The organism is Aquitalea pelogenes (assembly GCF_001515305.1).
Lineage (GTDB): Bacteria > Pseudomonadota > Gammaproteobacteria > Burkholderiales > Chromobacteriaceae > Aquitalea > Aquitalea pelogenes.
In genome coordinates, this window is the sequence record NZ_LNQV01000008.1 from 19613 (window position 1) to 32957 (window position 13345).

Here is a 13345-nt window from a genome sequence, read left to right on the forward strand (position 1 = left end):
CACCGGTGACCCGTGCTCCGCTTCCGCCGGTGCAGCTGGGGGCCAGTTGCGGATGGCTGGCACCGGACTGCCCCGGCACGGGTTTTCGTGGAGGTCGGTTGGCAATGCAGGAAGAGTTCGCATTATCGTTGCTTGAAAAGGCAGGAAAAATACGTCTGAAACCCAATGTCTTGTGACTGGTAATCAACAATGCTGAGCACAGAAACCATGCAGGCTTTTGTCACCGTGATTGAGGAGGGCTCGTTTTCTGCTGCGGCAGAACAGCTGGGGCTGACTCCATCCGGCATCAGCCGCAGTATCGGCAAGCTGGAAAAACAGCTGGGTGTGCGCTTGATCAGGCGCACCACGCGGCGGCTGGATCTGACCGATGAAGGGCGCTGGTTCCTGGAGAATGCCCGCGACATCCTGGGCCGCATGCAGGCAACGGAGCTGACGCTGCAGTCGGCGGCGGAGCATCCGTCCGGCCTGTTGCGCATCAATGCCGCCACGCCGGTGTTCGATCATGTGCTGGCCCCCTTGTTGCCCGCGTTCTGTCGTCGTTATCCGCGCATACGGCTGGAGCTGACCAGTGGCGAGATGGTAGGGGACCTGATTGAACAGGGGGCCGATGTGGCCTTGCGCGTCGGCCAGTTGCAGGACTCCACCCTCAATGCGCGCTTGCTGTTTGAAAGCCGCTGGCGGCTGGTGGCGTCGCCAGCCTATCTGGCCGAACACGGTGCGCCGGACTCGGTGGCCGAGCTTGCCCGCCAGCGCCTGCTGGGCTTCTCCCAGCCCTCGTCCTTGAACCTGTGGCCCTTGCGGCATGGTCATGTTGACGGTTTGGCGATAGAGCCGACCATGACCGCTTCCAATGGCGAGACGCTACGCTATCTGGCGCTGGCCGGTAACGGCATTGCCTGCCTGTCGGATTTTCTGGTCGACCGGGATATTGCCGCCGGTCACCTCACCGCCTTGCTGCCCGATGACATGCTGCCGTGGCGGCAGCCGGTGTGGGCGGTGTATTACCGTCAGGGTTTTCTGGCGGCGCGGGTGGCGTGCTTTGTCGACTTCCTGTCCGGACAGTTGCGCGCGCGCAGTCAGCAGCCATGAGCCGTGCACCGGCTGCCAGTCAGCAGTCGCTGGGCAGCCGGATGATACTGGCGCTGGTATGCAGTGCCGCAGGCCGCACGTCAGGTTCAAGCGGGCCTGAAACCGCTTGCATCCTGCTTGGTTCATGGCCTGTATTCATGCCAGTTTTTGCTTGTGCTGCTTATTCAGCCTGGAGCTGCTAACAAAAAACCTGCTGCGGCGCTGCGCCTCCTTGCCGTACCCTTGTACTGTCTGCGTCGGCACGCCTTGCCCCAGGGATGCTACGCTATTTTGTCAGCCGCTCTCAGGCTGGCATTTCACCATTACTTCGAACACGCGAGGCCCGGTCATGCACATTGCCATTCTTACCTTCGACGGATACAACGAACTGGACTCGCTGATTGCCTTTGGCATCCTGAACCGCATCAGGAAGCCGGACTGGCGGGTGTCCATTGCCAGCCCGACGGCACGGGTGACGTCCATGAATGGCGTGGTGCTGGAATCGCACATTTCGCTGGCCCAGGCCTGCGAGGCGGATGCCGTGATTGTAGGCAGTGGCCTGAAAACGCGGGATGTGGTGGCCGACGAAACGCTGATGGCGCAGCTGCGGCTGGACCCCTCCCGTCAGCTGCTGGCGGGCCAATGCTCGGGCACGCTGATACTGGCCAGGCTTGGACTGTTGCAGGACATCCCGGCCTGTACCGACCTCATCACCAAGCCCTGGGTGCAGGAGGCGGGTATCAGCGTGTTGAACCAGCCGTTTTTTGCCAGAGGCAATGTGGCAACGGCAGGTGGCTGTCTGGCCTCGCAGTATCTGGCTTTCTGGCTGATTGCCAGGCTTGAAGGCATGCAGGCCGCCCGGGATGCACTGCATTACGTGGCCCCAGTGGGGGAGAAGGAAGACTACCTGGCACGTGCTTTACAGCATGTGTCGCCCTACCTGAACGCAGACAGCGTGGCCTGAGCAAGGCTGACCGCCTGTTTGCCGATGTGGGCCTGCGCGCCATTGTGCTGCCGCGCAGGCCTGCCGTGCTCAGTCTGCCTGCACGCTGGTGATGTGCCCGGTTTGCTGCCAGCAGTCCAGCGCCTGAATCTGGCCGAACCAGCGGACGATTTCCCCGAACTCTTTGAGCGGCAGGTGGGCCTGTTGCCAGTCGGCCAGCGGGGCGGCAATGGCCAGATCCGCCAGCGATGGCTGTTGGCCGCATATCCACTCCCGCCCGGCAAGGTGCTGATCGAGAATCTGGCCGGCGGCGACAAAACCGGCTTCCGCCCGTTCTACTTCCACCGCGCTGGCCGGGCCTTGCCCGGCCATTTGCTTGATTGCGTTCTCCCAGTTAAGGCTGCTGATTGGCGGCATCCAGTGCTGGGCACACCAGAACATCCAGCGGCTGGCGTCGGCCCGTTCGCGTGCACTGGCTGCATGCAGGGACTGATCCGGCGCCAGCTCTGCCAGGTATTGCATGATGGCGTAAGACTCCCACAGCACATGGCCATTGTCTTCCAGCACAGGAACCTGATGATTCGGGTTCAGCTGCAGGAAGGCGGGTGTGTTCTGCTCGCCACGGAACAGATCAACCTGTATCAGTTCAAGCGGCAAGCCAAGTTGCCGGGCAACAAGCAGTACGCGGCGGCTGCAAGACGACAGGGGGTGGTAATAAAGACGCATGGCATTCACTCCGGTGGGTTGATCTCGAGTGATGCCATTGTCACGCCAGCCACTGACAGTTTTTGTCAGTAGTCAGCTGTTGTTACTGTTTTTGGCCTGCCGGGCGGTATCGGCTGCGCGCCACGCTTTCAGCAGCTCGTGCTTTCTGTGCGGGTAGTGCTCCTTGCCCGCACGCAGGGCAAAGATGCGGTCTGTCCGGAAATGACGGAAATCCTGCCGTGTTTCACACCATGCGGCCAGCATGCGTACGTGGTCGAAATAGCCCAAGGCCAGCGGCCAGATGGTGCGCTGGGTGACATTGCCCTGCAAGTCGCAGTAGTCGATGCCCAGCTTGTACCCGGCGCGAATGGCCTGACGGATGATGGACAAGTCCACCGCATCGGCTTCTGCCTGTGTAGGGGAGCCCACCAGCAGCGAACTGTTGTCCAGACTGTGGCGCAATGCAGCGGGCAGCACTGCGGAAATCTTGGCCAGCGCATTCTGTGCGGCACGGCCCAGTTGGGTGTCGGTGCGCTTGGCCACCCATTGCGAGCCCAGTACCAGTGCTTCGATTTCCTCTGCGCTGAACATCAGCGGCGGCAGCATGAAGCCGGGTCGCAACACATAGCCCAGGCCTGGTTCGCCTTCAATCTCGGCGCCTTGTGCCTGCAGGGTGCCGATGTCGCGGTACAGCGTGCGCAGGCTGATGCCCAGCTCAGCGGCGAGGCTGGCCCCGGTCACCGGGAAGCGGTGTTGCCGCAGGGCTTGCAACAGGGTGAACAATCTTTCCGTACGTGACATGAAATACTGGTCTGGTGATAAGTACGCAGCGATCTTGCCACAGCGGCGCGGGTGACAGGCATGCATTTGCGCGGACGCAGCAGCATGGTGACGGTATCGGGATGCTGCTCAGGCACCGCCCAGGCCATGCAGATAGTCCTGCAAGGACTGGCTGACAATGTCTGACAAGCGTTCGCAGCCGACTGTGGCGGTAGATTCGGCACGATACAACATGAGCCGGATGTCGGGCAGGGCGGGCAGGTCCTGCCGCAATTGCAGCGTATCCGGCACGCCGACCGGGGTGCGCACCGTCACACCCAGCCCGGCGGCAACGGCTGCCCATATCCCGCTCAGGCTGCTGCTGCTAAAAGCCTGCCGCCAGGCCAGATTGGCCTGTTCCAGTGCGGCGCAGGCGGCTGCCCGCATCAGGCAGGGGGCTTCAAATGCCACCAGCGGCAGGGCGCTGTCCGCCGGGTATGGCCACGGGTTGGCCTTGCTGTCTATCCAGCACAGCGGCAGCGTGCCCATCACCTGCTGATACGGCCAGGACTGGCCGCCATCCCAGGCCAGGACCAGATCAAGCTCTCCTTTGGCCAGACCATCCAGCAATTGCTGATTGCGTGCCACTTTTACCTCCAGCCGGAACTGCGGATGAGCACGGGAAAACTGCCCCAGAATGGCCGGTAACAGCGATTCGCCAAAGTCTTCCTGCATGCCGAAGCGTATCCAGCCTTGCTCCAGCCCGCTGCCTTGCACCGCCTGTACCGCCTCGTCATTCAGTGCCAGCAGTCGGCGGGCATAGGCCAGCATGACTTCCCCGGCGGGTGTCAGCACCAGGCCCCGGCCTGCCTTGCGCGTAAGGGGCTGGCCGGCTTGTTCTTCCAGCTTTTTCAGCTGGGCACTGATGGCGGAAGTGGAGCGGTTCATGCGCTGGGCGGCCAGGGCAAAGCTGCCCATCTCCACGCCAGCCACAAAGCTGCGCAGCACATCCAGGTCCAGGCTGATGCGGCTCACGGTAATAGTCCTGAAAAAGTGAACGGTAATGAAAAAACATTTTGATTATCAAAATCATTCTGACTGCTTAAGCTGGGTGCTGTCAAAAACGACAGGGAAATCAGGCATGACCAGCTCTTCTTCACGCAGCATGCAGAACATGACAGCCGAGGCCCCCAGGCTGGCTGAAATCACCCAATCGCTCCTGTTTGGCGATGTCTGGCAACGCCCCGGCCTGAGTCCGCGCGAGCGCAGCATTGCCACGGTCGCCGCACTCACCGCGTTATACCGGCTGGAACAGCTGCCGTTTCATTTGCAGCTGGCCATGGACAATGGCATCAGCCGGGCCGAACTGGGCGAGCTCATCACCCATCTGGCCTTTTACGCCGGCTGGCCTGCCGCTGCATCGGCGGTGGATGTGCTGGCCGCCATTCCGCACGGAAAGTGAGCCGGTCATGCCTTATACCCGTATCGCACTGGCCGCCGGCAAGCCGGAATCCTGGCTGAAGGCCATCTCGCTCAGCCTGCAGCAGGCGCTGGAAGAAAGTTTCGAGGTGCCGGCCGGCGACTGTTTTCAGGTGTTCCAGCAATGTGGGGCTGGCGAGCTGGTGTTTGACCGGGACTATTTCGCCACCGCAGGTGCGCGCAGCGCGGACTTCACCCTGTTCCACATTACCGCCGGTCGGGCGCGCAGCACGGCGTGCAAGCGCGCATTCTTTGCCCGGCTGGCAGAGCGGCTGGCGGCCAGCCCCGGCTTGCGCCAGCAAGACATCATGGTGGTGATTACCACCACCGGGCTGGAAGACTGGTCATTTGGCAATGGCAAGTCGGCACTGCCTGAATGCGACAGTTAGGAGACCCATCATGCTTGCCATGCAATACCGTTTTGTCCTGCCCGCCGACTACGACATGGCCATCATCCGGCAGCGCATCCGTGAACGCGGCCATCTGCTGGATGGCTTTCCCCAGCTCGAATGGAAGGCCTATCTCTGGTCCGAACATGATGTCCGGCAGCCGGGCAGCGTCAATGCCTATGCGCCGTTCTACCTGTGGCGGGATAACGAGGGCATCAACCGTTTTCTTTCCAGCCCCGGTTTCAAGGCACTGTGCGCCGACTTTGGCAGGCCGCATGTGGATATCTGGCCGGTCTGGAACAGCATCGGGAGCCATGCCATGCCCACCGCCAGCGTGTGCCTCTGCCAGACGCAAGCCATTCTGCCCGGTCAGTCGCTTGACGCCTTGCGCCAGCAGGAGCAGGAACAGGCCGCCCGGTTACAGCAGCAAGGTGCCGTGTCGGTGCTGACCGCTTACGACCCGCGACAATGGCAGCTGCTGCGGGTATCGGCCTGGCGTGGCGAGCAGGATTTCCGGCAGCAGGAGATGGACGGCGCCTGTTACCGGATTGGCTATGTGGCGACCGGGGCCTGAGTGTGCAGCATCAGCGCCAGCAGGCCGCGCCGACGCCGACAGTACATGGAGTACGGCAAGGCGGCGCAACACAGCAGCAGGGTTTTTGTTAGCGGCTCTTAACGCAGTTGCACGATGTCGCCCACGCGGGTGGTGTAGCAGGGCGATTTCTTTTCCTGCTTCATCCGCCAGTCCTCGGTCAGGCCTTCGGCACCCAGCTTGATGGTGCCGCTGCCAAAATCGCGGTTGAGCTTGTCGATGGCGGCCATCAGCCGGTTGCGTTTGGGGTCGGGCAGCGGGCAGAACATATCCGGCTGCTGACGGGTGGCGGGGCCGATGTCCATCAGGATGACTCCGGCCTTGTGGTAGCTGAACTCCTTGCGCCAGATGGCGCGTAGCGCAGCCTGGGCTGCCTGGTTGAGCAGCAGGGTGTCGGCACTGGGGTGCACCAGCGGCACGCAGGTGTAGCCGTGGTACTGGCCCAGGTCGCGAAACGGGTTGGTGCGGATGCTGACGCCAATCAGCCCGGCGGTGCAGCCCTGGGCGCGCAGCTTTTCTGCTGCACGGGCTACGTGGTGGCTGATGCTGGCCGACAGCGAGGGCAGGTCGTGCACCAGGCGGCTGAAGCTGCGGCTGGAGATGATTTGCTGCCTGGCCGGAGCCACGTCTTCCAGTGCCAGGCAGGCTACGCCGTTCAGTTCTGCCACCGTGCGCTCCACCACCACATTGAACTTGCGCTTGATATGGCGCGGGTCGGCCAGTTTCAGGTCCAAAGCACTGTGGATATTCATCAGGGTCAGCTTTTCGGCAATGCGTCGGCCAATCCCCCACACCGCGCCGACCGGGAATTCGGCCAGCAGCCGGTCCGCCTCGCGCGGGTTCAGCCAGTCCCATTCAAACACGCCGTTCCACTCCGGCCGCTTCTTGGCCACATGGTTGGCCAGCTTGGCCAGCGTCTTGCTGCTACCCATGCCCACGCAGGTGGGTATTCCCAATCCCTGCCATACGGCCTGGCGGATTTGGTGGCCGTGGCTGTCCAGGTCTGGAATGCCTGTGACGTCCAGAAAGCACTCATCAATGCTGTAGATCTCCTGCACCGGGGCAAAGCGGCTCAGAACATTCATCATGCGGCGCGACATGTCACCGTACAGCGCGTAATTGCTGGAAAACACCGTCACACGGTGCTTGTAGCACTGTTGCTGTATCTGGAAAAAAGGCAGGAAAGCCGGAATGCCCAGCGCCTTGGCCTCGGCCGAACGGGCCACCACGCAGCCATCGTTATTGGACAGCACGATGATGGGGCGGCCAATGAGGTCCGGGCGGAACACCCGCTCGCAACTGGCGTAAAAGCTGTTGCCATCCACCAGTGCAAAGGTGCTCATACCAGCCGCCGCACCACGGCAATCACCACCCCCCATATCTGCAAGGTGTAATCGCCTTCTGCCGGAATCATCGGATAGCCGGGCGCATCGGCCAGCAGCGCCAGCATGCCTTGCTGCTTGTGCAGGCGGCGCAGCACAAAGCCGTCCTCATGCGCGGCCACCACCACATTGCCGTGTACCGGGCTGCGTGCCTTGTCGATCAGCACATAGTCGCCCTTGAAAATGCCGTGGATGGCATCGTTGCTGGCCATCATCAGGAAGGTGCAGTCCGGGTCGTCCACCAGCAGGGTGTTGAGGTTGATATTGTCCTGCACGTAGTCGTCGGCCGGGCTGGGAAAACCGGCACGCACGCTGCTGGCCACCAGTGGAATGCGCAGCGGGCTGGAGCGGGACAGAGGAATGGGGTAGTGCATGGCAACTGCTCTATATGATTATGTACAAAATCAAATATAGCAGAAAGCAGGCAGTGCAGGGTGAGGATTTGCGCGAGAAAAACCGAAGCCGCCGCGCTTGGCAAGGCCGGGCCGGACGGCATACCATGCCGCCATGTGCATCAACTTCATGCCTCCAAACCCGCGCCAGCTGGCAAGCCATTTCAATCTGCCAGCTGGTGACCTGCTGTGGCCGGACGAGTGCTGGCAAGACTATCTGGCACCCATCATCGTCAAAGGCCGCCACGGCGAAGCGGTGCTGCAACTGGCCAGCTACGGCATGGTGCCCAAACGCCACCAGCCACCCGGCGTGCGCATCAGCACCATGAATGCGCGCGCCGAAACCATTGGTGAACTGTTCAACTACCGCCGTGCCTGGCAGCAGCAGAGCCTGTGCCTGGTGCCCATGCAGCACTTTTACGAGCCGTGTTATGAATCCGGCCGCGCCGAGCGCTGGCAAATCGGCATGGCCGACAGCAGTCCGTTTGCCGTGGCCGGCCTGTGGCGTGCCTGGTCCGAGCCGGATGGCAGCATCAGCCACACCTTTACCCAGATCACCATCAACGCCGACCACCATCCGCTGATGAAGCGCATGCACCGGCCGGGCGATGAAAAGCGCTCGCTGGTGATTGTGCCGCCGGATCAGTACATGCACTGGCTGAACTGCTCCAATCCCGAACAGGCACGCAGCTTTCTCACTCTCTACCCCGCCGAACTGATGACCGCCGCCCCCGCACCGCTCAAGCCGAAAGAAGCCGCACCGGAGCAGGGCAGCTTGTTTGATTGAGCTGTAATCATTCCTTCTTTTCCTGATGGCTTGGAAGCCTCATACTGGCTTTTATGCAAAAGTCATTGATGGAATGTTTCCCCAAAACTTCAAGATCGAAGCTGTCAAGCAGCTTATTGAACGCCGCTATCCTATACCTCCATCACCAAACAGGTCACTCAACTCGGTATGTCTGTTCTCAAGCTGTATTAATGGTTAAAACGCCATATCGGGGAGGTCTGACTTGGGAGCTGAAAGATGTTGCATCAAGGCATGATTGAAGGGGATGGCCGGAGGATGGAGCGGGGTCCTTCAAAAAGCCACTGTATACCCCGTAGATTCTTTGATGTTTGAAAAGCTTGGCCGATTTATCGTGAAGACTTGCAAAAGTGATCAAGCCAGCAGGGATTCTTGATGATGGATATTATTGAGTGAGTAAATCATGCTGATACTGTTTTCGGGTGTGCCGGTCGGTTAAGTGGAGAGATTGATGAATAAGTTAATTTTGTTCATGTTTCTTTATGAATGCATTGGCTTTTCCTGTGCTTCAGAAATTCGTGTATTCAAATACATTGCAATGGCTGAGGCAATGGCTAGCGTCGGTAATGTTGTTGAGGGGGTGCCTGATTTTTTGGAGGTTGGTTACTATGAAAATGGCAGGAAGGGTTTTGTAGTGGTTAATCGTAATTACAAAGGTGAGTGTATTATTGATGGGGATCCTGACAGATATTATTCGTTGCGAGCGTATTTCGCAAAGTACAATATACGTTATTCGAGGAAGGGGGTGAGGGGTGCGTTTGTTTATGATCAACCATATGGATGTGACTCTGGATTGTACTTTTATAAATTATCAAAATCCAGGCGTATTTATATTGTTGGTGATGCTTATAGGGAAAATGGTCTGCAATTTTTAACGGCTCCTAATTTTAGAGGCTATGTTGCCAAGTCGGAGTTGCCCGCGGGGTGGAGGCAATATGAGCCGGATGATAGCTGGTTTTATGTAGTGCAGGAGGTTTTTGTTTTTGATGACTTGAAAAAGAATTTGCGAAATCCGAGGTGAGGCTGGATTTGAAGCACTCTTTATTGCATTACTTGTATGCGCTCTTGATTGCCGGGTCTGTCAGCTGCGCTGCATCAAGGCATGATTGAAGTGGGTGGCCGGGGCGGGGTGAGGGATTGCGGCAGCGATGAAGGGGGTTGTTTGTGAATCATATTGTTGAGTGGAAAATTGTGCGGCTAATGTTTATTCAATTTTGAGGTTATATTGTTTGGGGTTTGTATGAAATGGAAGATTATTTTTACATTATTGGTTGTTATTTTTTTTAGTCTCTGGTATGCATTTGACTCTCTTGAGGGTTATTGTATAAGTGATCGGCGGAGGTATTCTGATGATGAGTTGATTAATCTGGCGATTGCAAATTTACTTATGAGTTATCCGCAGCCTGCTTCGGGTTATGATGATTATAAAGAAAGCTTCCGGGGGGAAGGGGTGGCTCAAAATTATGATAACTATATTAATCCGAAGGATGTTATTTATTACGATGGCGTTAGGGATTTTATTGATAAAAATAAAGGATGCTGTTCTGTTGTTAAGAGGCGAAATGTTGATGAGGGGGAGTTGGAGTATTGGAAGAGTATATTTGGAGAGGGCTGGCGATTTGTAAGGATAGTGTACCGACTGAAATATCGTATTGATGGTCGAGTAGAAAGTCCTTTGGTTGTATGGATGGGGCCGGTCGATAGTTGTGGTAACCCAACTCTTAGTACAAGTCAAACATTTTTGAGGTGATGTCGTGAGCAATGCCATGAATAGTTTCAGCGCAAATGGCATAACAAGTTCATTTTTGTATGGTAGTGAAAATGTGCCTATGAATTGATTTTATGGAAAGAGAAGAAACTTTTCTCCCGTGCAAACGAGTATTCCAGTACTCAGTGACATGGCAACGGTTGGTCAGTGTAGTTTGCGTGCTGACTAAAGAACGTTTCTAGGGCGGGTGTGAAACGACAACGAATAAGTTTGTTGTGTATTCATCGCGTGCGAGTGAGTGCCGTGTAAGACAATGAATGTCTTGCTGGCATACCTAATGGCATACCAGTGGATGTGGAAAACAAAAAAGCCCTGATTAATCAGGGCTTTAATGATAATTAATGGCGGAGGCTGTGGGATTCGAACCCACGGACGGTTTCCCGTCGGCAGTTTTCAAGACTGCTGGTTTAAACCACTCACCCAAACCTCCGCAGTTTCTTGCCAGCGACCGTGTCGTCTGGCGAAGAGGACGCAATCATAACCGCCCCAAGCCATTTTGGCTAGGGGGTGGCGCGGTTCATTTCCAGCATTTCGGCTGCGTGCTGGCGGGTGGTCTGGGTGAGCTCGGCACCACCCAGCATGCGGGCGATTTCCAGCACGCGCTGCTCGGCGTCCAGCGGGGTGATGCGGCTGACCACACGCTTCTTTTCCTCGCGCTTGCTGACTTGCCAGTGCTGCTCGCCGCAGGAGGCCACCTGCGGCAGGTGGGTGATGCACAGCACCTGATAGCGTTGACCCAGTTGCTTCAGCATATGGCCGATGACTTCCGCCACGCGCCCGCCAATGCCGACATCCACTTCGTCGAAAATCAGCGTGGGCACGCTGGCCACCTGGCTGATCACCACTTGCATGGCCAGGCTGATGCGTGACAGCTCGCCGCCGAAGGCACCTTGGCTAAGGGGCGCAGGCTGGTTCCGGCGTTGGCTGCCACCAGGTATTCGATGGATTCCAGACCATGGGCACCGGGTTCGGCCAGGGCCGCCAGTTCGATGGCGAAGCGGGCGCTGCTCATCGCCAGTTGCTGCATTTCCTTGCTGATGCGGGCGGACAGTTCGCTGGCAGCCTGGCGGCGTTTGCCGGACAGGGCTTCGGCCAGGGTACGGTAGCGCGACAGGCTGGCGGTTTCGGCCAACGCCAGGGCTTCGCTGTCGGTGGAGGCTTCCAGTGCGGCCAGCTGGGCTTGCCAGTCGGCCAGCTTGAGCGGCAGTTCCTGCGGCTGTACGCGGTATTTGCGCGCCATGCTCATCAGGCTGTCGATGCGGCTTTCCACCTGTTGCAGCTGGCCCGGGTCTTCGTCGATGTCGCTGGCGTAGTCGCGCAGGCTGTAGACGACTTCGCGCAGTTCGGCATCTACCGAATCCAGCAGGGACAGGGTGTCGGCCAGCCGTGGGTCGAGGTTGGCCAGCTTGCTCAGGCGGCTTTGTACCTGGGTGAGCACGGACAGGCAGTTGCCCTCCATCTCGGACAGGGTATCCACCGCGTACTGCGCGCTTTGTACCAGCTCGGCAGCATTGGCCAGGCGGGAGTGGCTCTGGTTGAGCCCGGCCCATTCGTCCTGTTGCAGGCCCAGTTCGGTCAGTTCGTTGATTTGCCAGGTGAGCCGTTCGCGTTCCACTTCGGATTCGCGCGACAGCTTGTCGGCATCGCTGCGTGCCTTGCGGGCGGCTTGCCATTCCTGCCAGGCCTGATGCACTTCGCGGGCCAGCGAGCTGCTACCGGCATAGGCATCCAGTAGTTCGCGCTGGGCCTCGGCTTTCACCAGTGATTGGTGGGCGTGCTGGCCGTGGATGTCGACCAGGAACTCGCCCAGCAGCTTGAGCTGGGCCAGGGTGGCTGGCTGACCATTGATGAAGCTGCGCGAGCGGCCGGATTTGTCCAGTACGCGGCGGATCAGCACGATGTCGTCGTCGCCCGACAGGGCGTTTTCCTGTAACCAGGCCTTGATTTCCGGACGCTGGCGGCTGTCGAATTCGGCGCTGATTTCGGCGCGTTCGGCCCCTTCGCGCACCAGCGAGCCTTCGGCGCGGTCGCCCAGCAAGAGGCCCAGGGCATCCAGCAAAATAGATTTGCCAGCCCCGGTTTCACCGGTCAATACGGTAAAACCGGGCGAGAAGTCCAGCGCAATGCTGTCAACGATGACGAAGTCTTTGACCAGAAGGGATAGCAGCATGGTGTGTGCGTGTCAGAGCAGGCGCTCGCCCCAGTGGAGCTTGTGGCGCAGCATGTCGTAGTAGTTGTAGCCCACTGGGTGCAGGATGCGCAGCGGGTTGCGGTAACGGCGGATCAGCACGCGGTCCATTTCCATCAGGTCGCAATGCGACTGGCCGTCAAAGTGCACGCGCGCGTCCAGGCCGCGGGTCAGCATGAATTCCACTTCGCAGGAGTCGTTCACCGCAATCGGGCGGTTATTGAGCGACTGCGGGCAGATGGGTACCAGTGCAATTGCCTGCAGCGTGGGGTGCAGGATGGGGCCGCCAGCGGCCAGCGAGTAGGCAGTGGAGCCGGTGGGGGTGGAGACAATCAGGCCGTCCGAGCGCTGGCTGTAGACAAACTGGTTGTCGATGAATACCTCGAATTCGATCATCGATCCCACGGCGCCGCGGCTGAACACGATGTCGTTGAAGGCTAGCGCATTGGCGACTTCGGCGTCTTCGCGAATCACCGATGCTTGCAGCAGGATGCGGTTTTCCGGCACGAAATTGCCGCCCAGGATGGCGTCGATGGCTTCCAGCATTTCATGACGCGGAATGTCGGTCATGAAGCCCAGTCGGCCCTGGTTGATGCCGACCAGCGGCACGCGATAGGGTGCCAGCTGGCGGGCGATGGACAGCATGGTACCGTCCCCGCCCAGCACGATGACGAGATCGGCCAGCTTGCCCATGTCGCTGCGTTCGATCAGCTGATGGGGACCGGCTTCGGCCGGGGTGGCGCTTTCCTTGTCCACGAATACGGTGACGCCGGCAGCGGCCAGATGATCGGCCAGGGTGCGCAGCGATTCCACCACTTGCGGTTTGCTGTGTCTTGCCACCAGGCAGACATGTTTGAACAGTCGTTCCATGTGGC

Annotated in this window: 14 protein-coding genes, 1 tRNA gene and 1 pseudogene; 8 read left to right on the top strand and 8 right to left on the bottom strand. The window is 59.1% G+C overall.

The window, feature by feature from the left end; genetic code table 11:
• Window positions 1-189: 189 nt before the first annotated feature.
• Both AWT75_RS04855 and AWT75_RS04860 read left to right on the top strand, forming a co-directional pair.
• Window positions 190-1089, top strand: coding sequence for a LysR family transcriptional regulator (locus tag AWT75_RS04855; RefSeq protein WP_062787838.1), 900 nt, complete (start codon window positions 190-192; stop codon window positions 1087-1089).
• Window positions 1090-1417: 328 nt separating this feature from the next.
• The gene (locus AWT75_RS04860; protein WP_062787840.1) at window positions 1418-2032 is read left to right on the top strand and encodes a DJ-1/PfpI family protein; all 615 of its coding nucleotides are present in this window, start codon (window positions 1418-1420) and stop codon (window positions 2030-2032) included.
• Window positions 2033-2101: 69 nt separating this feature from the next.
• On the opposite strand, the gene AWT75_RS04865 is transcribed toward AWT75_RS04860, so the two are convergent.
• From AWT75_RS04865 to AWT75_RS04875, 3 genes are all read right to left on the bottom strand, one after another.
• Window positions 2102-2737 carry a glutathione S-transferase family protein gene (locus AWT75_RS04865; RefSeq protein ID WP_062787998.1) on the bottom strand — a complete coding sequence of 212 codons (636 nt, stop codon included), beginning with the start codon at window positions 2735-2737 and terminating at the stop codon, window positions 2102-2104.
• A 72-nt stretch (window positions 2738-2809) separates the two neighbouring features.
• Window positions 2810-3517 (bottom strand): helix-turn-helix transcriptional regulator, encoded by a 708-nt coding sequence (locus tag AWT75_RS04870; RefSeq protein WP_062787842.1) that lies wholly within the window; start codon window positions 3515-3517, stop codon window positions 2810-2812.
• Between the two features lie 108 nt (window positions 3518-3625).
• Entirely contained in the window at window positions 3626-4510 is an 885-nt protein-coding gene (locus AWT75_RS04875) for a LysR substrate-binding domain-containing protein (RefSeq protein WP_062787844.1), read from the bottom strand.
• A gap of 106 nt (window positions 4511-4616) precedes the next feature.
• Between AWT75_RS04875 and AWT75_RS04880 the strand changes: the two genes are divergently transcribed.
• From AWT75_RS04880 to AWT75_RS04890, 3 genes are read left to right on the top strand one after another with little or no spacing between them, the layout of a single operon-like run.
• Window positions 4617-4937, top strand: coding sequence for a carboxymuconolactone decarboxylase family protein (locus AWT75_RS04880; protein WP_062787846.1), 321 nt, complete (start codon window positions 4617-4619; stop codon window positions 4935-4937).
• 7 nt (window positions 4938-4944) lie between these two features.
• Window positions 4945-5343 (top strand): tautomerase family protein, encoded by a 399-nt coding sequence (locus AWT75_RS04885; protein ID WP_062787848.1) that lies wholly within the window; start codon window positions 4945-4947, stop codon window positions 5341-5343.
• A 10-nt stretch (window positions 5344-5353) separates the two neighbouring features.
• Window positions 5354-5917 carry a DUF4865 family protein gene (locus AWT75_RS04890; protein ID WP_062787850.1) on the top strand — a complete coding sequence of 188 codons (564 nt, stop codon included), beginning with the start codon at window positions 5354-5356 and terminating at the stop codon, window positions 5915-5917.
• Window positions 5918-6015: 98 nt separating this feature from the next.
• Here AWT75_RS04890 and AWT75_RS04895 read toward each other — a convergent pair whose 3' ends face one another.
• Both AWT75_RS04895 and AWT75_RS04900 read right to left on the bottom strand, forming a co-directional pair.
• Window positions 6016-7278, bottom strand: a complete 1263-nt coding sequence (locus tag AWT75_RS04895; RefSeq protein WP_062787853.1) for a Y-family DNA polymerase — start codon at window positions 7276-7278, stop codon at window positions 6016-6018.
• Window positions 7275-7691 (bottom strand): LexA family protein, encoded by a 417-nt coding sequence (locus tag AWT75_RS04900; RefSeq protein WP_062787855.1) that lies wholly within the window; start codon window positions 7689-7691, stop codon window positions 7275-7277. Before AWT75_RS04900 ends, AWT75_RS04895 begins: the two co-directional genes overlap by 4 nt.
• 148 nt (window positions 7692-7839) lie before the next feature.
• Between AWT75_RS04900 and AWT75_RS04905 the strand changes: the two genes are divergently transcribed.
• From AWT75_RS04905 to AWT75_RS21200, 3 genes are all read left to right on the top strand, one after another.
• Window positions 7840-8496 carry an SOS response-associated peptidase gene (locus tag AWT75_RS04905; RefSeq protein WP_239689471.1) on the top strand — a complete coding sequence of 219 codons (657 nt, stop codon included), beginning with the start codon at window positions 7840-7842 and terminating at the stop codon, window positions 8494-8496.
• A 469-nt stretch (window positions 8497-8965) separates the two neighbouring features.
• The gene (locus tag AWT75_RS04910) at window positions 8966-9535 is read left to right on the top strand and encodes a hypothetical protein (protein ID WP_062787860.1); all 570 of its coding nucleotides are present in this window, start codon (window positions 8966-8968) and stop codon (window positions 9533-9535) included.
• A gap of 219 nt (window positions 9536-9754) precedes the next feature.
• Window positions 9755-10264, top strand: a complete 510-nt coding sequence (locus AWT75_RS21200) for a hypothetical protein (protein ID WP_153013245.1) — start codon at window positions 9755-9757, stop codon at window positions 10262-10264.
• Window positions 10265-10624: 360 nt separating this feature from the next.
• On the opposite strand, the gene AWT75_RS04920 is transcribed toward AWT75_RS21200, so the two are convergent.
• The 3 genes and pseudogenes from AWT75_RS04920 to AWT75_RS04930 all read right to left on the bottom strand — a co-directional run bounded on the left by AWT75_RS04920 (window position 10625) and on the right by AWT75_RS04930 (window position 13340).
• Window positions 10625-10712, bottom strand: a tRNA-Ser gene (locus AWT75_RS04920).
• Between the two features lie 70 nt (window positions 10713-10782).
• Window positions 10783-12452 (bottom strand): annotated as a pseudogene (recN, locus tag AWT75_RS04925) (DNA repair protein RecN).
• A gap of 12 nt (window positions 12453-12464) precedes the next feature.
• Window positions 12465-13340, bottom strand: coding sequence for an NAD kinase (locus AWT75_RS04930; RefSeq protein WP_045847387.1), 876 nt, complete (start codon window positions 13338-13340; stop codon window positions 12465-12467).
• Between the last annotated feature and the right edge of the window lie 5 nt (window positions 13341-13345).